At 70.2% G+C, this 22228-nt stretch carries 9 protein-coding genes; all 9 read left to right on the top strand.

Annotated features, from left to right (window positions below; translation table 11 throughout):
• The first annotated feature begins 26 nt into the window (after positions 1–26).
• The 9 genes from rimO to RMN98_RS06760 all read left to right on the top strand — a co-directional run bounded on the left by rimO (position 27) and on the right by RMN98_RS06760 (position 21719).
• Positions 27–1511: a 30S ribosomal protein S12 methylthiotransferase RimO gene (rimO, locus tag RMN98_RS06800; protein ID WP_309648052.1), complete on the top strand. Its 1485-nt coding sequence runs from the start codon at positions 27–29 to the stop codon at positions 1509–1511.
• Positions 1508–2122, top strand: a complete 615-nt coding sequence (gene pgsA, locus RMN98_RS06795) for a CDP-diacylglycerol--glycerol-3-phosphate 3-phosphatidyltransferase (RefSeq protein ID WP_309648051.1) — start codon at positions 1508–1510, stop codon at positions 2120–2122. The genes rimO and pgsA overlap by 4 nt, the downstream gene beginning before the upstream one ends.
• 136 nt (positions 2123–2258) lie before the next feature.
• Positions 2259–4607 (top strand): 5'-nucleotidase C-terminal domain-containing protein, encoded by a 2349-nt coding sequence (locus RMN98_RS06790; protein WP_309648050.1) that lies wholly within the window; start codon positions 2259–2261, stop codon positions 4605–4607.
• A 96-nt stretch (positions 4608–4703) separates the two neighbouring features.
• On the top strand, positions 4704–7586 hold the full coding sequence (locus RMN98_RS06785; RefSeq protein WP_309648049.1) for an ExeM/NucH family extracellular endonuclease: 2883 nt from the start codon (positions 4704–4706) through the stop codon (positions 7584–7586).
• A 137-nt stretch (positions 7587–7723) separates the two neighbouring features.
• Entirely contained in the window at positions 7724–13513 is a 5790-nt protein-coding gene (locus RMN98_RS06780; protein WP_309648048.1) for an ExeM/NucH family extracellular endonuclease, read from the top strand.
• An 88-nt stretch (positions 13514–13601) separates the two neighbouring features.
• Positions 13602–14111 carry a CinA family protein gene (locus RMN98_RS06775; protein ID WP_309648047.1) on the top strand — a complete coding sequence of 170 codons (510 nt, stop codon included), beginning with the start codon at positions 13602–13604 and terminating at the stop codon, positions 14109–14111.
• A gap of 45 nt (positions 14112–14156) precedes the next feature.
• Positions 14157–14465: a helix-turn-helix transcriptional regulator gene (locus RMN98_RS06770; RefSeq protein WP_309648046.1), complete on the top strand. Its 309-nt coding sequence runs from the start codon at positions 14157–14159 to the stop codon at positions 14463–14465.
• 113 nt (positions 14466–14578) lie between these two features.
• Complete coding sequence (locus RMN98_RS06765) at positions 14579–17764, top strand: M12 family metallo-peptidase (RefSeq protein WP_309648045.1); 3186 nt, start codon at positions 14579–14581, stop codon at positions 17762–17764.
• 124 nt (positions 17765–17888) lie between these two features.
• Complete coding sequence (locus RMN98_RS06760; RefSeq protein ID WP_309648044.1) at positions 17889–21719, top strand: M12 family metallo-peptidase; 3831 nt, start codon at positions 17889–17891, stop codon at positions 21717–21719.
• Positions 21720–22228 lie beyond the last annotated feature (509 nt).

Raw genomic sequence — 22228 nt, 5'->3', positions numbered from 1 at the left:
CCCGGTCGGCATACTCAGTCTCGACTATGACGACCGAGACGACTTCCGCCGCCCCCACCCCGCCCCTGCTGTCCGTGGCGATGGTGACCCTCGGGTGCGCCCGCAACGAGGTCGACTCCGAGGAGCTGGCCGGACGCCTCGAGGCTGACGGGTTCCTGCTGGTCGACGACCCGGCGATGGCCGACACCGTCGTGGTCAACACCTGCGGCTTCGTCGAGGCTGCCAAGAAGGACTCCGTCGACACCCTGCTCCAGGCCGCCGACCTCAAGGCCTCGGCCGACCAGGGCGGGCGGGCGCAGGCCGTGGTCGCCGTCGGCTGCCTCGCCGAGCGCTACGGCAAGGACCTCGCCGAGTCGCTGCCCGAGGCCGACGCCGTGCTGGGCTTCGACGACTACCCCGACATCGCCGCGCGGCTGCGCTCGATCGTCGCGGGGGAGGTCCACCACCCCCACACGCCGTCGGACCGTCGCCTGCTGCTCCCGATCTCCCCGGTCGAGCGCGCGGCGTCGACCGCCGCGGTCCCCGGCCACGGGGACGTCGCCGACGTCACCACCGTCGGCCTGGGCGGGCCCGCGACCGGCCCGCGCGCCGTACGCCGTCGGCTCGACTCCGGACCCATGGCGGCCCTCAAGCTCGCCAGCGGCTGCGACCGCCGCTGCTCCTTCTGCGCCATCCCGGCCTTCCGCGGCTCGTTCGTCAGCCGCCGCCCCAGCGACGTCATCAGCGAGGCGCGCTGGCTGGCCGAGCAGGGCGCCCGCGAGGTCTTCCTGGTCAGTGAGAACTCCACGTCCTACGGCAAGGACCTCGGCGACCTTCGGCTGCTCGAGACGCTGCTGCCCGAGCTGACCGCGATCGACGGCATCGACCGCGTGCGCGTGTCCTACCTCCAGCCGGCCGAGACCCGCCCCGGTCTGGTCGAGGCGATCGCAACCACCCCCGGTGTGGCGCCCTACTTCGACCTGTCCTTCCAGCACGCCAGCGCCACGGTGCTGCGTCGCATGCGTCGCTTCGGCGACCCCGACAGCTTCCTCGGCCTGCTCGACCAGGTGCGCTCGCACGCCCCGGAGGCCGGCGTGCGCTCCAACGTGATCGTGGGTTTCCCCGGCGAGACCGAGGACGACCTCGAGACCCTCTGCGACTTCCTGGTCGCTGCACGCATGGACGTGACCGGTGTCTTCGGCTACTCCGACGAGGACGGCACGGAGGCCGCGTCCTACGACGGCAAGCTCGACGAGGACGAGGTGCGCGCTCGCGTGGAGCACGTCAGCGGCCTCGTCGAGGAGCTCAACGCCCAGCGGGCCGAGGAGCGCATCGGTGAGCAGGTCGTCGTGCTGGTCGAGTCGCTCGACGGAGACATGGCCGAGGGACGCGGTGCCCACCAGGGCCCCGAGGTCGACGGCACGACCACGGTCACCGAGCTCCCGCCGGGCACCAGGGTCGGCGACCTCGTGCCTGCGGTCGTGGTGGCCACGGACGGTGTGGACCTGATCGCCGAGGGGGAGACCCGATGAGCGCCGTCGACCCGCAGATGTCCACCGGCTCCAACTGGAACCTCCCCAACGCGTTGACCACGCTGCGGATCGTGATGGTCCCGTTCTTCGGCTGGGCCCTGCTCGTCGACGGAGGTGACTCCGTGCTCTGGCGCACGATCGCCTACGTGATCTTCGCGCTCGCCATGATCACCGACAAGATCGACGGCGACATCGCCCGGGCACGCAACCTCGTGACCGACTTCGGCAAGATCGCCGACCCCATCGCCGACAAGGCGATCACCGGCATGGCCTTCATCGGGCTCTCGATCGTGGGCGACATCTGGTGGTGGGTCACGATCATCGTGCTGCTGCGCGAGTGGAGCGTGACGATCCTGCGCCTCTCGATCCTCAAGCACGTCGTGATCGCGGCCGCCCAGAGCGGCAAGATCAAGACGACCCTCCAGGCGCTCGCGCTGGGCGGCCTCACGCTCCCGCTGCGCCAGGTCGACGGCGCCCTGGACGTGCCGGGGGACGTGCTCTTCTACGTCTCCCAGGTGCTGCTCGCCGGTGCCGTCGCGATGACGATGTGGTCGGGCTACGAGTTCTTCCGCGACGTCCGACGCCAGCGGTCCTCGGCGACCGCCTCCTGACCCTCGCGCCGGAGGATCTCCCGTGAGGGGACGTCACCTCGAGTGAACGTACGGGGCCGGATCGGGGGGTGTCGTGCTTCCTTTCGGAGGCTAGGGTGCTGCAGGTCACTCTTGAACACCTTCGAAAGGTCACTCCGTGCTCTTCAGTTCTCGGGCTCGTCTGAGCTCGCGCGCGCTGGCGGCAGGTGTGGGTCTCGGGCTGGTCGCGACGCCGCTGGCGCTCGCCGCCCCCGCAGCCAACGCCGCCGATCCGGTCACGATCAACATCCTCGGCATCAACGACTTCCACGGCCGGCTCACGGCCAACGGCACCGAGGCAGGCGCTGCAGTCCTCGCCGGTGCGGTCAAGGAGATCCGGGCCGCGCAGCCCAACACCGTCTTCGCCGCCGCTGGTGACCTGATCGGCGCCTCGACGTTCGACTCGTTCATCCAGCAGGACAAGCCGACGATCGACGCCCTCAACGAGGCCGGCCTCGAGGTCTCCGCCGTCGGCAACCACGAGTTCGACCGTGGCTACGACGACCTGATGAAGCGTGTCATCGCGGCCGAGTCGGCGAGCAACCCCGACGGCGGCGCGATGTGGAAGTACCTCGGCGCCAACGTGAAGCCCAAGGCGACGGCTCCCGCCGACACCCCGGTCCTCGACCCGTCCTGGACCAAGACCTTCGGCACGGGTGACACCGCGGTCACGGTCGGCTTCGTCGGTGCTGTCACCGAGGAGCTGCCCTCGCTGGTGTCTCCCTCTGGCATCGCCGACATCACCGTCAGCGACATCGTCGCGGCGACCAACACCGAGGCCGACAAGCTCAAGGCCGCAGGCTCCGACCTGGTCGTCCTGCTGGTCCACGAGGGTGCTCCGACCACCGACTGCGCCACGATCGCCTCCGACCCGGCCTCCGCCTTCGGCAGCATCGTCACCGGCGTCAACGACAACGTCGACGCGATCGTCTCGGGCCACACGCACCTGGCCTACGACTGCAAGGTGCCCGTCGCCGGTTGGGCCGCTCGCGCCGTCAAGGCTCGTCCGGTCGTCTCCGCCGGCCAGTACGGCGTCAACCTCAACCAGCTGACCTTCCAGGTCGACCCCGCCGACGGCTCGATCGACGGCCTCACGACCGCGATCCTTCCCCTGGTCAAGACGCCCGCCTACGCGCCCGACAAGGCGACCGCCGACATCGTCTCCGCAGCCGTCGCCGAGGCCAACGTGCTCGGCGCCGTCGAGCTCGGTGACCTCGGCGGTGACCTCCGTCGTGCCAAGGCCAACGGCCGCGACGCCCAGGGAGCTCCCGCCCTCGTGGAGAACCGCGGTGGCGAGTCCACCGTCGGCAACCTGGTCGCCGAGGTGCAGCGCTCCGAGACCGGCGCGCAGATCGCGTTCATGAACCCCGGTGGCCTTCGTGCCGACCTGCTCGGCAACAACACGAACGGCTACCCCGCGGCGCTGACCTACCGCCAGGCCGCCAACGTGCAGCCCTTCGCCAACACGCTGGTCAACATGACCATGACGGGTGCGCAGATCAAGGCCGCCCTCGAGCAGCAGTGGCAGCCGGCCGCGTCCTCGCGCCCGTTCCTGCGTCTGGGTGCCTCCCAGGGCTTCGAGCACACCTACGACCCGACCGCTCCTGAGGGCAGCCGCGTCACGAGCATGACGCTCGACGGTGACCCGATCGGTGCGGCCGAGACGTTCTCCGTGACGGTCAACTCGTTCCTGGCCTCCGGTGGCGACAACTTCGGCGCCTTCGCCCAGGGCACCGCTCGCCGCGACACGGGCAAGATCGACCTGCAGACGATGGTCGACTACCTCGAGAAGTTCGCCGCCGACGCCCCGCTTGCGGTCGACTACACCCAGCGCGCGGTCGGTGTCGACTTCGGGGATGCAGCCCCGGCCTCCTACCTGCCGGGTGACACGGTCGCCTTCGACCTGTCGTCGCTGTCGTTCAGCAACGCGACCGACGTCAAGGACGAGAACGTCACGGTCTCCCTGGGTGGCACCGCGCTCGGCACCTTCCCGGTCGACAGCGCCCTGCCCTCCCTCGCTGAGGGCCAGGACCCCAGGACGACGATCTTCGACGAGGTCGGCAGGGCCTCGGTCAGCGTGACGCTGCCCGACTCGGTCGGTGCCGGCGTGCGTCAGCTGGTCGTGAAGGGTGCTGCCACCGGCACCGAGGTCGAGGTCCCGATCACGGTCGCGGCTGCCCCGCAGGCCACGCCCACGATGACGGTCACCGCGCCCGGCAGCGTCAAGCAGTTCAAGGCGGCGCTGGTCAGGGTCGTCGTCAGGGCTGCCGGCATGCCGGCCGAGGGCAACGTGAAGATGACCTACCGCGGCACGTCGGTCACCAAGAAGCTCGACGATGGCGTGGTCACGGACAAGCTCGGCATCTTCAAGCAGCCCGGCGTGGTCACGGTCGCCATCAAGTACCTCGGCAACGCCACGACCTCCAGCGCGTTCCAGACGATCAGGATCCGCGTCATCAGGAAGTAGCACCACCCGAGGGGCTCGCCGGAGATCCGGCGGGCCCCTCGGTCTGCTCATCTCCTCGGTGAGCACCTCCCCCCATCTCTCTCGGAAGGCTTCGTCATGCCCGAACCCACCAGGCGCAGGTCCACCTCGCGCCGCGCTCTCGGAGCGGCCGTCGGCCTCGCCGTGGCCGCGACCGGCCTCGCCGTCGCGGCGCCGGCCCAGGCCGTCAGCCCCTCCCTCGTCATCAGCGAGGTCTACGGCGGCGGCGGCAACGCCGGCTCTACGTTCAAGAACGACTTCATCGAGCTCTACAACCCCGGCCCCACGGCTGTCTCCGTGGACGGCTGGTCGGTGCAGTACCGCTCGGCAGCACCGTCTTCCGCAACCAACACCCAGGTCACGACGTTGAGCGGCAGCGTCGCCCCCGGCGGCTACTACCTGGTCCAGCAGGCGGCGGGCACGGGTGGGACCGTCGATCTGCCCACCCCGGATGCCACCGGAACCATCGCCATGAGCGGGACGGCGAGCCAGGTCTGGCTGTCGGACGGCACCACAGCGCTCAAGCCGGCTGCCGGCAGCGTGCCCACGGGCGCCGGCATCGTCGACTTCGTCGGCATCGGCAGCACGGCCACCTCCTTCGAGAAGGCCCCCGCCCCGGGCACCTCGAACTCGATATCGGTGTCGCGCACCAAGCCCGACGCCGACGACAACAGCCTCGAGTTCACCACCGGTGCGCCGACCCCGCGGAACAAGGGAGCGGTGGAGGAGCCGCCTCCGGCGGAGCCGACCGAGAGGACCATCCGCGAGATCCAGGGCACCGGGCCGACCACTCCGCTGGCCGGTGACCCCGTCATCACCAGCGGTGTCGTCACCGCGGCCTACCCCTCCGGCGGGTTCTTCGGGTTCTACCTGCAGACCCCCGGCACGGGAGGCGCGCGGGACCTCGCGACGCAGACGGTCTCCGACGGCCTCTTCGTCCACCAGGACCGCACGGCCGGTCCGGTGACCGTCACCCCCGGTGACCACGTCGAGGTCACCGGGGTCGCCGGCGAGTACGCCGGTCTGACCCAGGTCACCGTGAGCGCTGCCGCCGACATCGTCGAGCTGACCGAGCCGGCCGCTGCGCCGACCCCGGGCACCACCGTCGCCTGGCCCGCGACCGACGCGCAGAAGGAGTCGCTGGAGGGCATGCTCTACGCCCCCGGCACCGGCTTCACGGTCACCAACACCTTCGCCACCAACCAGTTCGGCGAGGTCGGGCTCGCGCTCGGAGACAGGCCGCTGATCCAGCCGACCGAGGTCGCGGACGCCGGCTCCGCGGAGGCGACCGCGGTCGCCTCCGACAACGCCGCCCGCGCGATCACGCTCGACGACGGCGCGTCGACGAACTTCACCGCCCAGTCGTTCACCGCGAGCGTGTGCGGCACCCGCCCCACGCCGTGCCTGCTCAACGGTGACCAGACGCCGCCGTACGTCTCGACCACCGAGCCGGTCCGTGTGGGAGCCCCCACGACGATCACCGCTCCGGTCATCCTGAGCCAGGGCGGCTCGCCGTCCGCGCCGACCTACCGGTTCCAGCCGACGGCAACCGTCGTCGGCCCGGACAACGCGACCTCGCCCGCGACGTTCGCCGACACCCGCACGGCGGCGCCTGACGCGGCACTCATCGACGCCGAGGGCGCCAGTGACATCCAGGTCGCGTCGTTCAACGTGCTCAACTACTTCACCACCCTCGGTGACGCCGACGACGACAACGTCGGCGACGCGGGGTGTGCGGCGTTCAACGATCGGACGGGCGACGGCAACACCGTCTCGGGCGGCTGCGACCAGCGAGGAGCCTGGGACCCCCAGGACCTCGCCCGCCAGCAGCAGAAGATCGTCGCCGCGATCAACGCGCTCGACGCCGACGTCGTCGGCCTGATGGAGATCGAGAACTCAGCGGCCCTGGTCGAGACGCCCGACGAGGCCACGAACACGCTCGTCGCCGCTCTCAACGCAGCGGCCGGCTCGCAGGTCTGGGCGGCCAACCCGTCCTCGAGCGAGCTGCCCGCCCCCGCCGAGCAGGACGTGATCACCAACGCCATCATCTACCGCACCGCCGCCGTCACCCGGCTCGGCGAGGCCCGTGCGCTCGGCACCCTGAGCGCCGACGGTCAGGCCTTCGGCAACGCCCGTGAGCCCATCGCGCAGGCCTTCACGCCGGTGGGCGGCGGCGAGGACTTCATGGTCGTCGTCAACCACTTCAAGTCCAAGGGCTCCGGCGTCGACGACATGACTGGCCAGGGCAACGCCAACCCCGACCGCGTCGCCCAAGCCACCGCCCTCGCGGCGTGGGTGCCGACGGTCCAGGACGAGACCGGCACCGAGTCGGTCCTGCTCGTGGGCGACTTCAACGCCTACACCCAGGAGGACCCGATGCAGGTCCTCTACGACGCCGGCTACGACGACAGCGAGCTGCTGAGCGGCAACGACGAGTACTCCTACTCGTTCTCGGGTCTCTCGGGCTCGCTGGACCACGTGCTGCTCAACACTGCGGCCCAGGCCAGCTTCACCGGCTCCGACATCTGGAACATCAACTCGGGGGAGTCCGTCGCGCTCGAGTACAGCCGGTTCGACGTCCACGCGACCGACTTCTACGTCCCCGGCCCCTACCGGTCCTCCGACCACGACCCGGTCGTCGTCGGCCTCGACCTGGTCGACGAGCCGGTCCTGCTGCCCGCGACGGTCTCGGTGAAGCAGACGCCCCCGAAGGTCAAGGTCGACAAGACCCGCACCAAGCTCACGATCACCGTCGAGGCCGAGGGCGTCCGACCCGTCGGCACGATCACCATCACCGGAGTCGAGGGCGACCCCGTCACGGTGCAGCTCGAGGGCGGCACGGCCACGGTCAGGCTTCCCGAGTTCACCACCACGGGTGACAAGGAGCTGTCGATCACCTACAGCGGTGACGACGAGGTGGAGCAGACCACGACGACCCACGTCGTGCGCGTGGTCCGCTGACCGACCGCACGACCCGACGCACGAACGGGAGCCGGCCCTGCGGGGTCGGCTCCCGCCGTGCGTCCAGGCCGGCTCGCTTCAGCGGGCCTCGCTCGGCGTGTCCGAGAGCGCCACGCCGAGCGAGGGCTCGTGCCCTGGTGGCACGGCACGAACTCGTCCCCCGAAGTTCCTCGACCGTTTGCAGTGACGTGACGCTGCGAGGGCCGGGCAGCCGTAGTTTCGCGGTCGTTCTGCTCGACATCTCGGCCGAATCCGTGCCCGAGTCCTGCCTCACTCTCCCCACCCTCGAAGGGTTCCTGTCTGTGTTCACGCACGCCTCACCGCGCCGCGGGCTCGTTGCCGCCGCCACTCTCGGCCTGTTGGCCACCTCACTCTCGCTCGCGGTCAGCAGTCCTGCCTCGGCCAACCCCGCCGGCACCGGCCTCGTCATCAGCGAGGTGTACGGAGGTGGGGGCAACGGCGGGGCCACCTATACGCACGACTTCGTCGAGCTGTACAACCCGACAGCGTCGGCCATCAGCCTGCAGGGCCTGTCGGTTCAGTACCGCAGCTCTGGGGGCACCGTGCCCAACGGGGTCAGTCCCGTCGCCCTGAGCGGGTCGCTGGACGCAGGGAAGCACTTCTTGGTTCAGATGGCGTCCACTGCTGCAGTCGGTGCCCCTCTTCCGACTCCCGACGCCTCGGGATCGTATGCAATGTCGGGCAGCAGCGGCCAGGCGTTCCTCGTCAATGGAACCGGTGTCTTCACCGCCACCGGGAACGTGGCGGGGAATCCTGGTCTCGTCGACATGGTGGGCTACGGGACCGGCAACAACACCTTCGAAGGTGCTACCGAAGGCACCGCGCTGACAGCTTCCACCGCGGCCCAGCGTGCGACCAGTGGGGCGGACACCGACAACAACCCGGCGGACTTCTCTGTCGCCACGCCCTCGCCCACGCCGTCAGGTGGTGTCACGCCGCCGCCCCCGCCGCCGGCTCCGGTCGCCAAGACGATCGCCGAGATCCAGGGCACCACCAACGCGAGTCCCCTCGTCACCGAGAACGTCGTGACGACCGGTGTGGTGACGGCGGCCTACCCGACCGGTGGCCTCAACGGATTCTTCCTGCAGACCGGCGGTGCCGGGGGCGCTACCGACGCGACTCCGAACGCCTCCGACGGCATCTTCGTGCAGGCCGCGTCCGCCTCCGTTCCCGCGCTCGGCGCCTCGGTCCGGGTGACGGGCATCGTCAGCGAGTCCTTCGGTCGCACGCAGATCGCGTCGAGCAGCATCGAGTCGATCACCGCGCTGGCTCCGGTGACGCCCCTGTCGCTGCCGTGGACCGAGCTCGACACCGACACCGAGAAGGAGGCCCACGAGGGCGAGCGTCTCGCTCCCCAGGGCCCCTTCACCGTGACCAACAGCTTCACGATCAACACCTTCGGCGAGATCGGCCTGGCATCGGGCACGACGCCCCTGATCCAGCCGACGGAGGTCCGTGACTTCCAGACCGGCAACCCGCAGGAGATCACGGCGGCCAACGACCTGCGCAAGGTCGTCCTGGACGACGGCTCGAGCAGCAACTACCTGACGACCAACCGCAACGTCAACCTGCCGTGGCTCTCGCCGACCACTCCGGTCCGCGTCGGTGCCCCGGTCACGTTCACCGGCCCGGTCATCCTCGACTTCGGCTTCGGTCTCTGGCGCTTCCAGCCGACCAGCCCGATCACCGACACCGGTGCCGGCACGGCGACCTTCGCCAACACCCGGACCGCTGCTCCCGAGTCCGTCGGCGGCGACATCCGACTGGCCACCTTCAACGTCCTCAACTACTTCCCGACCACCGGCGAAGCCTTCGAGGCCAGCGGCAACGGCACCTGCACCTACTTCACCGACCGTGAAGCCAACCGCATCGCCAACAACTCCTGCACCAACAACGGCCCGCGCGGTGCGGCGAACACGGTGAGCTTCGAGCGTCAGCAGGCCAAGATCGTCGACGCGATCAACAAGCTGGGCGCCAGCGTCGTGTCGCTCGAGGAGCTGGAGAACTCGGTCCAGTTCTTCACCGACAACAGCAAGACCACGCGCTTGAATCGCGACTCCGGCATCAGCAAGCTGGTGGAGGCCCTCAACACCGCCAGCGCCCCTGGAACGTGGGCCTTCGCACCGTCGCCGGATGCTGCAGATCTGCCCACTCCCGCACAGGAAGACGTCATCCGCACCGGCTTCATCTACAAGCCCGCCGACGTGCAGCTCGTCGGTGCCTCCGTCGTCCTCAAGGACGAGACCAACTTCGACAACGCCCGTGAGCCACTCGCCCAGGCTTTCAAGGCGGTCGGTGCCCCGGACAACGAGGCGTTCGGCGTCATCGTCAACCACTTCAAGTCCAAGGGAGGCGCCCCGTCGTCGGGCGACAACGCTGACACCGGGCAGGGTGGGTTCAACTTCGACCGCATCGGTCAGGCCACTGCGCTCAAGGCGTTCGCGGCCGACTTCAAGACGCTGCGCGGCATCGAGGCCCTTTTCCTGGCGGGTGACTTCAACTCCTACTCGCAGGAGGACCCGCTCCAGGTGCTCACGGACGGTGGCGCCTACACCCCCATCGAGTCCGACACCGAGGGCGAGGAGACCTACAGCTTCGGTGGTCTCTCCGGCTCGCTGGACCACGTGCTCGCCAACGACGCGGCCCTCTCCCTGGTGACGGGCGCGGACGTCTGGAACATCAACTCGGCCGAGTCGACCGCCTACCAGTACAGCCGCTACAACTACAACCTCAACTCCATCGCCCTCTACAACGCTGACCCGTTCTCCTCCTCCGACCACGATCCCGAGATCGTCGGGCTCGACCTGGCCGAGGTGGTCGTCGAGCCGGCGACCCGCGACATCCAGATCCTGGCGACCAACGACTTCCACGGTCGTCTGCAGAACAACGCGACAGGCGCCGAGGCTGGTGCCGCGGTGCTGGCGGGTGCGATCAAGCAGCTGCGTTCGCAGAACCCGGACACCGTGTTCGCGGCCGCAGGCGACCTGATCGGCGCGTCGACGTTCGAGTCGTTCATCCAGAACGACAAGCCGACCATCGACGCTCTCAACGAGGCCGGCCTCGAGGTCTCCGCGGTGGGAAACCACGAGCTCGACCAGGGGTACGACGACCTGGTGAACCGTGTTCTGGCCCCCGAGTCGGCCGGCAACCCCGAAGGTGGGGCCGCATGGGAGTACATCGCGGCGAACCTGAAGCTCCGGGCCACCGGTGACGACGCCGTGCCTGCGACGTTCATCAAGCAGTTCGGCGCTGTCGAGGTCGGCTTCGTCGGCGCGGTGACCGAGGACCTTCCGTCCCTCGTCTCGCCGGACGGGATCGCGCAGCTCGAGGTCACCGACATCGTGGACTCCGTCAACGAGGAGGCATCGCTGCTCGAGGACGAGGGCGCCGACGTGATCGTGCTCCTCGTCCACGAGGGGGCCGCCACGACGTCCATCGCCTCGGCCACGGACAACTCGGCCTTCGGTCAGATCGTGAACGGTGTCAACGCCGACGTCGACGCGATCGTCTCGGGGCACACGCACCTTGCCTACAACCACGCGGTGGTCGTGCCGGAGTGGGTCACCGAGGCTCGCCCGGTGACGACTCGTCCGGTGGTCTCCGCTGGGCAGTACGGTGCCGCGTTGAACAAGCTGGTCTTCACGGTCGACACCGCCACGGGCGCGGTGACGGCGAAGACACAGGACGTCGTGAACCTGAAGACCGGTCAGACTGCGAACTTCCCGTCCGACGCCACCACGGCCTCGATCGTCTCCGACGCCGTGGCCGAGGCCGAGGTGCTTGGTGCGGTTCCGCTCGGCGACATCGGTGGTGCCTTCAGCCGCGCCAAGCTTGTCGACGGCACCACCGAGAACCGTGGCGGTGAGTCGACCCTGGGCAACCTCGTCGCGGAGATCCAGCAGTGGGCGACAGAGACGCCCGAGGCGGGTGCCGCCCAGATCGCGTTCATGAACCCGGGCGGTCTGCGCGCCGACCTGACCGGCACGGGCACGGGTCCGTTCCCTCGCCAGGTGACGTTCAAGCAGGCTGCCGTGGTGCAGCCGTTCGCCAACACGCTGGTCAACATGCGGTTGACGGGTGCCCAGATCGAGACGGTCCTGGAGCAGCAGTGGCAGCCCGCTGGCGTGTCACGACCGTTCCTGAAGCTCGGGACCTCCGAAGGATTCACCTACACCTACCTGCCGCCGGCAGCGGGATCGCCGGCGGGGACCAAGGGTGAGGTCACAGCCATGTACCTCGACGGTCAGCTGGTCGACGATGCCACGGTCTACTCGGTCACCGTGAACTCGTTCCTCGCCTCGGGAGGGGACAACTTCGGGGGCTTCAACGCCGGCACCGGGAAGCGGGACACCGGCAAGTCCGACCTGCAGGCGCAGGTCGACTACTTCGCCGAGTTCGCCGATGACGCACCGCTGCCGGTCGACTACAGCCAGCGCTCGGTGGGCGTGAAGTTCCCGGCCGGTGCTCCGGCGTCCTACTCGTCGGGCGGCACGGTGGCGTTCGACCTCTCCTCGCTGGCCATGTCGGCTCCGGTGGACCAGGAGGACGCCAACGTGGTCGTGTCGCTCGATGGGAGCGCCATCGGTACCTTCCCGGTGAACAACACGATCGGCACGGCCGTCAACGACGAGTACGGCACTGCTTCTGTCGTCGTGAGCCTTCCGGCCGGCACCACCGGCGGGGCGAAGACGCTCACCGTCCGCGGTCCGACGACGGGCACGGTGGTCGAGGTTCCGATCACCGTCGATGCGCCGGTTCCGCCGACGCCGACGACCGTCAGCGGCACGGCTGCCTCGATGACGTACGGGACGAACGGCTCGGTGCAGGTCACCGTCACACCGGCAGCAGCCACCGGTCTGGTCAGCCTCTCCAACGGGGCGGCCGAGATCGGACAGGCACGACTGTCCAACGGCACTGCGACCATCGCGGTGCCGGGTGACGCACTCGAGCCGGGCACGTACTCGCTCACCCTCCGTTACGCGGGGGACGCGACGCACGCTGCCTCGACCTCACAGGTGGCGCTCACGGTCGCCAAGGGCACCTCGAGCACCACGGCGAGCGCGGCCCCGAGCGAGATCGAGATCGGGGAGACGGCAGAGGTGGCCGTCAACGTTGCGGCCGCAGGAACACCCGCCTCGGGCGTGGTGGAGGCGGTCGTCGACGGCGAGGTGGTCGATTCGGCCACGTTGAGCGGCGGGTCCGCGACGCTGACGGTCGGTCCGTTCACGACCGCTGGTGCCAAGGCGATCGTGGTCCGTTACCTGGGCAGTGCCCGCGTCGCTCCCTCGGAGGCCAGCACCACGGTCACCGTGACCGAGGCCGAGCTGGTCGAGTCCACGACCACCGCGGACGCCCGCCCGGACACGGTCGTCGTGAACCGAGGCCGCAGCACCGTGCGGGTCGAGGTCACGGCGCCAGGCACCACCCCGACCGGGATCGTGACGGCCACGGTCGACGGACGTGCCGTCGACATCGCCTCGCTCGACGATGCCGGGCGGGCGACGCTGCAGGTCGGCCCGTTCGACTCGGCCGGGCGCACCCGCATCCAGGTCCGCTACAACGGCTCGGACACGGTGAAGCCTTCCGCGAGCAGCACGTTCGTGCAGGTCGAGAAGGCTGCGGCGAACGTGAAGGTCGCCGTCGACCCCGGCAAGATCGTGGTCGACCGAACGCGAGCCCGCGTCGAGGTCCGCGTGGTCTCGCAGGGTGAGCCCGTGAACGGCATCGTGCAGGTCCGCGTCGCCGGTGAGGAGTTCACTCGCCGGCTGGGCAACGACGGCACGGTCACGCTGCTGCTGCCGAAGTTCGACCGCGTGGGTCGATACGCGCTCGTGGTCAGTCTCGAGGGCAACGACCAGGTCGCCGCAGAGACCGACCGATCGTTCATCAGGGTCGTTCGGAGGTAGCACCGACTGCCGCACGAGATGCACGAACGGGAGCCGGCCCTGCGGGGTCGGCTCCCGCCGTGCGTCCAGCCCTCCTACGATCGAGGACATGGCACGCGTACGCAGGGCAGGGACCGACGACGCGGCGCTCGTGCACCAGCTGCTCCGCGAGCGTGGTGCGTCGCTGGCCACCGCCGAGTCGTTGACCGGCGGGCAGCTCGCGGCCCGGCTCACCGACGTGCCCAGCGCCTCGGAGACGTACGTCGGCGGCGTGGTCACCTACGCCACCGAGCTCAAGCTCACCCTCCTCGGCGTGCCACGGCAGCTGGTCCTCGAGCACGGCGTCGTGTCGGGGGAGTGCGTGCGGGCGATGGCCGACGGTGTGCGCGGACTGACCGGTGCGGACTACGCGATCGCGACGACCGGGGTCGCCGGTCCGGGGGAGCAGGAGGGCAAGCCCGCCGGCACCGTCTTCGTCGCGGTCGCCGGACCTGGACTGGTCCAGGTGCTCGCCCTGGAGCTCCCCGGTGAGCGTGCGAGCGTGCAGCGACGCACGTGCGAGGAGGGATTGTCGGCGCTTGCTGAGATCCTCCGTCAGGAAGAAACGCCTCTCCGGTAGCGTTGGGGCTACTCATCGGCCACAGATCTGGGAAGGGGAACCCGCATGGTGCTGTTTCGTCGGCTCCTGGGCGACGTGCTTCGCGCGCGCCGCATGCAGCGCGGCATGACCTTGCGCGAGGTCTCCGCCGAGGCCCGGGTCAGCCTGGGCTACATCTCCGAGATCGAGCGCGGTCAGAAGGAAGCCTCCTCCGAGCTCCTCGCCTCGCTGTGCACGGCGCTCGACGCCCCGCTGTCCGAGGTCCTCAGCGAGGTCTCGCTCGCGGTCGCCGTCGAGGAGGCAGCACTCGCCGCCACCCCGATCTCCGTCAACGTGCGCACCGCGCAGGGCGACGTCGTCGCCTCTGCCGCGTGACGAGGTCCACCCACACCTGCGCGTAACCGCTTCCGGACAGGCTCGTTTGGACACCTGACGACCAGTCGGTCGTCGAGGTCCGTCCTCCGTGCCCTGCCCTGGGAGCTCCTCTCGTGTCCGATCGCCGCGTCCGTCCTCTCGCACTCTCCCTCGTGCTGGCCCTGGTGGCAGCCGTCCTCGCGCTGCTGCCGGCCGCCCTGGCCACGGCCGGGCCTGCCCCGGCGTCCGCGCCAGCGCCGGTCGAGGACTCCGTCTTCACCACCCTGCGAGACCTGACCCTGACCGGCGACCGTGTCCGGGTCGCTCCGACCGCGTTCGCCGCCGTCCGGCTGGACGCCGGTCTGGCCCGCCGCGAGCTCGCAGGGGCGCCGTCCCAGCGCGCGGCCGCAGCGGGAGCCGCGGCGCTGCGCTTCGGCGTACCCACTCCTGAGGGGACCGAGGAGGTGTTCGAGGTCGTGACCGACTCCGTCATGGAGCCCGCGCTCGCTGCCCGCCACCCCGAGCTGACGACCTACGCCGGGCGCAGCACCGTCGACCCGAGCCGCACCATCCGGATGGACCTGACGCCGGCGGGCTTCCACGCCTCCGTGCGGGACCTCGACCACAACCGGGCGTGGTACGTCGACCCGGCCTTCAACGGCCGCGGGGTCACCGAGCACGTGAGCTACTTCGCGCGCGACCTGCCGCGCAACGAGGAGACCTACAACGAGATCGGCGTCAACGAGAGCGCCCACGCCATCGCCGGCGAGGCAGCGCAGCGGGCCGCCGCCGGAGAGGTCGTCACCCAGCGCGTCTACCGGATGGCCTGGGTGACCGAGCCGAGCTATGCCAAGTACTTCACCGACAAGGGCGTCGACGTCCTGGCCGAGAAGGTCACCGTCATCAACCGCGCCAGCCATCTCTACAACGACGACATGGCGATCAAGTTCGTCCTCGTCAACGGCAGCGAGAAGCTCAACCTCGATACGCTGGCCAAGGCCACGGGGGTCAATGGTCCCTGCGGGGCGAACGCCTGCTTCGCTGCCGACGACATCGAGTCCTGCGGCGGCGACGTGCTGGACCGCAACAAGTTCGTGACCGGTCAGATCGTCGGCGCCGACAACTTCGACATCGGCCACTTCGGCAGCGGCGCGGGCTCGGGCGGCGTCGCCTACCTCGGCGTCGTCGGCGGCGCCGACAAGGCCGGCGGCTGCACCGCGCTCGACACCCCGGACGGCGACTTCTACGCCGTGGACTTCTTCGCCCACGAGGTGGGTCACCAGATGGGTGGCAACCACACCTTCAACGGCACCAACGGCAGCTGCGCGGGGATCAACCGCAACGCCGAGACCTCCGTCGAGCCGGGCTCCGGCTCGTCGGTCCAGGCCTACGCCGGCATCTGCTTCAACGACGACCTGCAGCCGCACACCGACCCCTACTTCTCCCAGCGCAGCATCGACGAGGTCACCGCCGTCGCGACGGCGGCCCCCGGGTTGCTCGCCGAGCAGCAGGTCGTCAACCTCAAGGGGCTCGACGCCGGCGACACCTTCCAGCTGACCTTCCCGGGGGTCGCGCCGGTCACGATCACGCAGGGCGCGACGTACAACGCCGCCGGCCTGCAGGCCGCGATCCTGACGCTCACCGGCAAGGCCAGCACGGTCACGGGCTACGACGGCGCCAGCGCAGTCGGCCCCGAGGGCTTCACCGTCGACTTCGTGGGCACAGCCGACGTGCAGCGGCTCGGCATCGGCACCACGACCGGTGGCGTGACCGGGTTCGTGGGCGTCCTCCAGAACGGCGGTCCCGAGACCAACGGTGGCACCCGCGTGGTCACGACGAACCGTGCTCCGACCGTCGTCGCACCGGCCGACAAGACGATCCCGGTGCAGACACCCTTCACACTGACGGGCTCGGGCACGGACGCGGACGCGGGCACGTCGCTGACCTACCTGTGGGAGCAGAACGACCCCGGCTTCAACCCGCTGTTCGGGACGCTGCTGGGTGACAACCTCAAGCTCGACGGTCCGCTCTTCCGGGTCTTCGGTCGCTATGCCGACGTCTCGCTCGAGTCCTCGCTGGAGTCGCCCTCGCCGGGGCAGAACCTCGCCGACGGCAATCCCTCGCGCACCTTCCCCGACGTGCGGCAGATCCTCGCCGGCACGACCAACGCCGAGACGGGCACCTGTCCGCCGCCCGCGGGACTGCCGATCGACGCACTCGGGGGCGACACGCTCGACTGCTACTCGGAGTTCCTGCCGACGGCGGCCTACGCGCAGTTCTCGGGCGCCCTCAACTTCCGCCTGACCGCGCGCGACGGCAACCCCAGCGGCGGTGGAGCGTCCTTCGACGACGTCACGCTCACCCTCGACCCGGCTGCCGGACCGTTCCTGGTGACCTCGCGCGGAGCCGCGGACAGCGAGGCCGCCAAGGCCGGCGAGAAGGAGGAGATCACCTGGGACGTCGCCGGGACGGACGCCGCGACCCTCGCGCCCACCGTGAGGATCTCGCTGTCCACCGACGGCGGTCTGACCTTCCCGACCGTGCTCGCCGCCTCGACGCCCAACGACGGCGCCGAGGAGATCACCTGGCCGTCGGTGTCGACCACCAAGGCCCGGATCAAGGTCGAGGCGGTCGGCAACTACTTCTTCGACCTCAGCGACGCGGACTTCGCGATCACGGGCGGCACCATGCCGCCCCCGCCGCCGGGCAGCACCGCGCCGCAGACCACCATCACCGGTGGGGTGGCGCAGAACGGCTTCCTCGTGGGTGACCGCACCACCGTGCGCTACACCTCCTCGACCGCGGGCTCGACCTTCCGGTGCGCGCTGGACGGCAAGGCCCTCGAGTGCGGTCAGGCCGGGGTCGCGCTGACGAAGCTGGCTCCCGGCATGCACCGGTTCGCCGTGGCGGCGACCAGCTCGACCGGGGCCGTCGATCGCACGGCCGCCACGAGGCTCTTCTCCGTCCCGCTGAGCGCCAAGACGTTGAAGCGTGACGCCGGGTGGGCGCTGAAGCAGGACGCGAAGGCCCACCGCGGGGTCTACGTGACCACGCGCGCGCGTGGCCTCGAGCTGCGCTACGCCGTCAGGCGCACCACCCGGGTGGCGCTGGTCGCGACGACCGGCCCCGGCTTCGGTCGCGTCGAGGTGTTCCTCGACGACCGTCGCATCGGTCGGGTGTCCCTCGACTCCGACACGCTGACGCGTCGGGTGCTGATCCCGATCGAGCGGTTCTCCCCGCCGCGCACCGGCACGATCACGATCAGGACCCTCGACGGCAAGCAGGTGCGCATCGAGGGCCTCGGGGTCTTCCTGCGCTGAGCCTGACCGCCGACGATTCTCGTCGTTCGCCGTTCCGTAACCGCCTCTTCGTGGTGTCGTTGGGAAGGTCGTCGACGTCGTCGACCTTCCCGCCCCGCTCCATCCTCCGCCTAGGTGGTTCACCGTGGTCTCTCGCGCCCTCCGTCCGCTGTGCATCGCCGTCGTCCTGGCGCTCGCCGCCGGCCTGCTGCCGCTCCTGCTCGGTGCCTCTGCCCAGGCGGCACCCGCCGCAGGTGCTGCACCGGGCGCGGTCGACCGTCCCGTCGCCCGCGTCTTCGACCGGCTGGCCGGATTCCGCCTCGACCGGAGCCGCGCCGTCACGGTCGTGCCGCGTGCCTACCGGGCGTTCCGACTCGATGCTGCCAAGGCCCGAGCCGCGCTGACCCCGGCGAGGGCGACCAGTGCCCCCCTGCGGGTCGTCGTGCCGACGCCCACGGGCGCGAGCCAGGTCTTCTCGGTCGTCGAGGACTCCGTCATGGCTCCCGCGTTGGCCGCGCGCCACCCCGAGATCCGCACCTACGCCGGCAGGGGCGTCACCGACCCGACCCGCACGATCCGCCTCGACCTGACCCCGCTGGGCTTCCACGCCTCCGTGCGCGGCCCCTCCGGCGCGCGCTCCTGGTACGTCGACCCGGCCTACCGAGGTCGAGGGGTCACCGAGCACCTGAGCTACTTCGGCACCGCCGTCCCGCGCTCGGCCGAGGCGTTCGTGGAGCGCGACCTGGCCGACACCGCCGACATCCTGTCCACGGCGCCGGGCACCGACCTGGCGGCCCGCGCCGGCGAGCTGGTGAAGCGACGCACCTTCCGCCTGGCCCTGGTCACGGACCCGAGCTATGCGGCTGAGTTCGGCACCGCCAACGTGCTCGCGGCCAAGAACACCCTGATCAACCGGGTCAACCAGGTCTACAACGACGACCTCGCGATCACGTTCCAGCTCATCGAGCAGACGCCGGCGCTCAACCTCGACACCCTGGTCAAGGCCACCGGCGTCAACGGGCCGTGCGGCAACAGCGGTTGCTACGACCCGGCCGACATCGACCCCGAGACCGGAGGCTGCACCGGCGCCCTGCTGACGCGCACCGAGTTCGTCCTCGGGCAGATCGTCGGCGCCGACTCCTTCGACATCGGCCACATCGGCCTGGGCATCAACGGCGGTGGCATCGCCGGGCTCGGCGTCGTGGGCGGGGCCAGCAAGGCCTCGGGCTGCACCGGGCTGCCGGACCCCAAGGGCGACTTCTACGCGGTCGACTACGTCGCCCACGAGATCGGTCACCAGATGGGTGGCAACCACACCTTCGACGGCACCCAGGTCAACTGCTCGCTGACCAACCGCAACGGCGGCACGTCGGTCGAGCCCGGGTCGGGCTCCTCGGTGATGGCCTACGCCGGTATCTGCGGCCAGGACAACCTGCAGCCGCACTCCGACCCCTACTTCTCGCAGCGCAGCATCGACGAGATCACTGCGGTGGTGACCGCCGACCCGAGCACCGTCGACGAGGTGCAGACGGTGACCTTCCGCGGCTTTGACGCGCCGACCGACTCCGTCACGCTCGGCTTCGAGGGGCGCACCGCGACGATCACCAACGACTCCACCTACAACGCCCTGCAGCTCCAGCTGAAGATGAACACCCTCACCGGTCGGGTCCCGACCCTCGGCGGCTACGACGGAGACCTGACGCCCAACGACGGCGGCTTCCAGCTGTCCTTCGACAATCCTGGAGTCGGCTCTGGCGAGGACCTGCCACGCCTCCAGGTGCTCAGCACGACCGGCACCATGTCGGCCTTCATCGGCGTCCAGCAGCAGGGCGGCCCGGGGGGCAACCAGGGCAACGTGGTGCAGACCACGACCAACCACGCCCCGACCGTGGTGGCGCCTGCCGACAAGACGATCCCCGCCCAGACGCCTTTCACGCTGACGGGCTCCGGCAGCGACCTCGACGTCGGCACCACGCTGACCTATCTGTGGGAGCAGAACGACGTGGGCTCCGAGGCCCAGGGCACCGCGCTGGTGAGCAACACCAAGACCGCCGGCCCGCTCTTCCGGGTCTTCGGCCGTTACGCCGACGTCAGCCGGGAGGAGTCGCTCCAGTCGCCCTCGCCGGACCAGAACCTCGCCGACGGCAACCCGTCGCGCACCTTCCCCGACCTGGCGCAGGTCGTCTCGGGCAACACCAACGCCAAGACCGGCGCCTGCCCGGAGGCACCTGCTGACACCGCCGTGGCCGTGCCGGTCCCCGTGGTGGAGTGCTTCTCGGAGTTCCTCCCGACCGCCGACTACGGCAACCCGCTGCTCGGCTCCGAGCTCAACTTCCGCCTCACCGCCCGCGACGGCTTCCCCACAGGCGGTGGCGCCAGCTTCGACGACGTCACGCTGACCGTCGACACGGCAGCCGGGCCGTTCCTGGCCACGTCGCGTGCCACCGCCGGCACCCCGGCGGAGGCCGGGGCGATGGAGACCGTGACCTGGGACGTGGCGGGCACCGCTGCCGCCACCCTCGCGCCGATGGTCAAGATCTCGCTCTCGACAGACGGGGGCGTAACCTTCCCGCTGGTCCTCGCGGCCTCGACGCCCAACGACGGCACCCAGGCCGTCGGGCTGCCGTCGGTGTCCACGACCCGCGCCCGGATCAAGATCGAAGCGGTGGGCAACTACTTCTTCGACGTCACCGACGCCGACTTCGCCATCGAGGGCGGGCTCACCGTCACCGATGCGCCGGACGGGGCCGTCGCCTACAGCGACGTCCTCACCGGGGTCACGGCCACGGCGACGTCCACCAGCGTCGACGGCGACCAGCTCACCGCGACCGTGTCCGGGGTGCCCGGGCTGGTCGCGACCCGCACGGCCGCCTCGGCCGACGGGGTGCGTCCCGGCACCGCGACCTTCGCCGTGACCGGTCCGGTCACCGCGTCCCTCGGCGTCGCGACCGCCTCGCTCGAGGTCCGCGAGCCCGGCACGGGTGGCGGTGTCGCCGTCCAGAGCATCCCGGTCACCGTCACCGCCGAGGACGCGACGGTGGCCTACACCGGCGACACCTCCGTCGCCGGCCCCGACGACACGGCCTCGGTGGTGCTGCGCAGCACGGTCACCGACGCCGTGGACGCCAGTCGTGGGGTCGTCACCAACGCCACGGTGCGCTTCGTCGACCGCGCCGACGGCGCCACGCTCTGCACCGCCCCCGTGACCGGTGGCCCCCTCGCGGGCACGGCACAGTGCACCGCGGAGCTGCCCACCTCGGCGAGCGGATCGACGTACGACGTCGGGACGGTGGTGGGTGGGCGCTATGCCCGTGACGCTGCCGCCGACGACGTGGAGGTGACCGCCACCCGCGGGTCCGCCGGAGCACCGCCGCAGACGCGGATCACCGGCGGACTGCCGCAGCACGGGTTCGTCGTGGCCGCTCGGCCGGAGGTGCGCTACGCGTCCTCCGCACCGGGCTCGACCTTCACCTGCGCGATCGACAGCCGACTGCTCGACTGCGACGCGGCCGGTGTCGTGCTCAGCGGGCTCAAGCCCGGGATGCACACCTTCCGTGTGGCCGCCCGCGACTCCTCGGGCACCGCCGACGTCACGCCGGCGTCCCGGCGCTTCACGGTGCCGCAGAGCGCCCGGGTGCTGACCAGGGCGACCAAGGGTTGGAGCGGTGGCAAGACGGCCGGCGCCTACCGCGGCTTCGCTCTCACCACCCGGGCGCGCAACGCCCGGTTGACCTACCAGGTCCGCGGTGCGACGCGGCTCGCGATCGTCGCGGGCACCGCGCCGGGCAACGGCCGGGTCAAGGTCTTCGTGGGCAACCGGCTCCTGACGACGCTGGTCCTCACCGACGACGCCCCTCGCTCGCAGGTGCTCTTCGTGCTCAAGGGCTTCACGTCGCCGGTGAGCGGCACGGTGCGGCTGGTGAGCGTGGACCGGCGGCCGGTGCGGATCGAGGGCCTCGGCGTCCTCACCCGTTGACGGGCTGGCACGACGGGCACCAGCAGGACGCCTGGTCGCGGCGGTAGACCCACATCGGCTCGCGCAGGGGTGCCGGTCGTGGTCTGCTGCGCGCTCCTTGTTGAGCTCGAGCATCTGCTTGCCCCGTCGTACGACGCGCGGCAGCGTCGAAACAGAGCTCGGCCAGGTCGCGAGACGACCAAGCATCATCCGACGTCCTGCGTCCTCGACCGAACGGACCCACACCTCACGCGCGAAGACCTACAGACGACCGACATGACGAAGGCCCAGCAGCTACACAGCACCGTCCTACGCAGACATCGCGATGGCTGTTGCGAGCGCGGTCCTCATGATCAGCGAGGCACTGAAGTCGTACGCAAAGCGCACGATGTCGACGCTCCTCGAAAACTAGGCCAGTAGCGCTCTTCGAAAAGTAGGCCACCCGACCACGATGGATTGGGTGATGACAGTGGAGGACTGGGCTGAGATCCGGCGGCTGCATGCGCAGGAGCAGTTGTCGATCAGGGCGA

The sequence above is a fragment of the Nocardioides sp. genome (genome assembly GCF_031397825.1).
Taxonomy (GTDB): Bacteria; Actinomycetota; Actinomycetes; order Propionibacteriales; family Nocardioidaceae; genus Nocardioides.
The sequence above is the reverse complement of the archived record's forward strand: the minus strand, read 5'-3'. Positions and strand labels throughout refer to the sequence as shown.

Excerpts from the sequence above, each read along its gene's own strand:
- rimO (WP_309648052.1), top strand. The coding sequence starts at position 27 with ATGACGACCGAGACGACTTCCGCCGCCCCCACCCCGCCCCTGCTGTCC.
- pgsA (WP_309648051.1), top strand. The coding sequence starts at position 1,508 with ATGAGCGCCGTCGACCCGCAGATGTCCACCGGCTCCAACTGGAACCTC.
- RMN98_RS06785 (WP_309648049.1), top strand. The coding sequence starts at position 4,704 with ATGCCCGAACCCACCAGGCGCAGGTCCACCTCGCGCCGCGCTCTCGGA.
- RMN98_RS06775 (WP_309648047.1), top strand. The coding sequence starts at position 13,602 with ATGGCACGCGTACGCAGGGCAGGGACCGACGACGCGGCGCTCGTGCAC.
- RMN98_RS06770 (WP_309648046.1), top strand. The coding sequence starts at position 14,157 with ATGGTGCTGTTTCGTCGGCTCCTGGGCGACGTGCTTCGCGCGCGCCGC.